This window comes from Vibrio sp. 1069 (assembly GCF_033340555.1).
Map to the genome: position 1 here is coordinate 1 of NZ_JAWOWP010000526.1, position 632 is coordinate 632.

At 46.0% G+C, this 632-nt stretch carries 1 protein-coding gene; it reads right to left on the reverse strand.

Going from position 1 to position 632, the window contains the following annotated elements; genetic code table 11:
- A partial coding sequence (locus tag R7040_RS27545; protein WP_318097754.1) for a PAS domain-containing protein occupies positions 1–632 on the reverse strand: 632 nt, incomplete at both ends.

Here is a 632-nt window from a genome sequence, read left to right on the forward strand (position 1 = left end):
AAAACCTAGCTGTTGCTCCAACATGCATTTCTGTGCAAAGTTCGGTCTTAGCGTCATCACGATATTGAGGTCTTTGAGACCACTTTCGTTTGCGAGGTTATCCAATTGAAGTTCGAATTCATCTCTGGTTGGCAAAAATGCCGACCAGTCTTGCACTTGCTCACAACGATTTTTCATCCACAAAAGGGAAGCCGAGATATCCGTTGAAAAACCGAGAAAAAGCACACGCCCTGAATTGAATGTGAGGCGATAGATACACAAATGATGCGCTTGGTTGCTGCCATTGGCTGTGCGGCTAAGAAGATTGCCGCTCCAATACCCTTCTTCATCAATGTGTTTCCAAAGTTGATCGTAGAACGCTTGGCTATGGTGAGAAGTGCTGAAGATGTAGGTTTTTAACCCAACGAGATCGCGATTTTGATAGCCCATCTGAAGCTCAAAGGCGCGATTGCAACCAAGAATACGCGTGTCTTCATCGGCAACGAGTACGCCGACGTTTGGCAAATCGAAGATGGTTTCAAGAATCTTCGCCAGCTCTTCACACCCAGTGATGGTCAGCTGAGGAATGATTGTGCCTTGAACAATCCGCTCGTTGAGCTTTTCAAAACTCATGGTGACATGAATGAGCTTGG